Source organism: Vibrio sp. S457-15, assembly GCF_000960545.1.
GTDB classification, from domain to species: Bacteria; Pseudomonadota; Gammaproteobacteria; order Enterobacterales; family Vibrionaceae; genus Vibrio; species Vibrio parahaemolyticus.
The window spans coordinates 1-491 of the sequence record NZ_JYOQ01000132.1 but is presented as its reverse complement, the minus strand read 5'-3'; the positions used below and the strand labels follow the sequence as shown (position 1 = coordinate 491).

At 60.9% G+C, this 491-nt stretch carries 1 pseudogene; it reads left to right on the top strand.

Annotation, left to right across the window (positions count from 1 at the left end):
• Nucleotides 1-491: pseudogene (locus UF05_RS26360) on the top strand (hypothetical protein); the annotation flags it as partial.

Genomic DNA, 491 nt, shown 5'->3' with positions numbered 1-491 from the left:
GAAGGCACTGATTCCGGTGTAGGTACGCCAGCATCGACACCGAGTGTGGACGCGGCAACGGGTGAGCCAAACACGGCAGACGACAAGAATGCCGCGGGCGAAAGCATCCCAACGTTAGCGGGAGGGGCGACCCCAACACACGAAAGTGGAGAGAGCGTACCGTCGGTAGAGTCAGAGCAAGCGTCGTCGGGTCCGGCGAAGCGTTGGCCAGAAGTGAAGACGCCAGCTCGAGTGATCACCAGCGCGGGCAACGCGAGCGTTGATGGCAACCCAGGTTACCGTCCAACACGCGTCGACAGCAATGGTGAGACGATGGGCTATGAGATGCGCGATCGCATACCAGCCTCTTCGACGCCATCGCCAAGCACGGCACCGTCATCGAAGGGCAGTGTGAACGCAGAAGGGAACGCGCCGCAAACGGGCACACCAGCACAAGCTGGCAGCTCGAAGGTTGTGGAGCCAAATGTGGCAACACCAGAGCAGAAACCAAG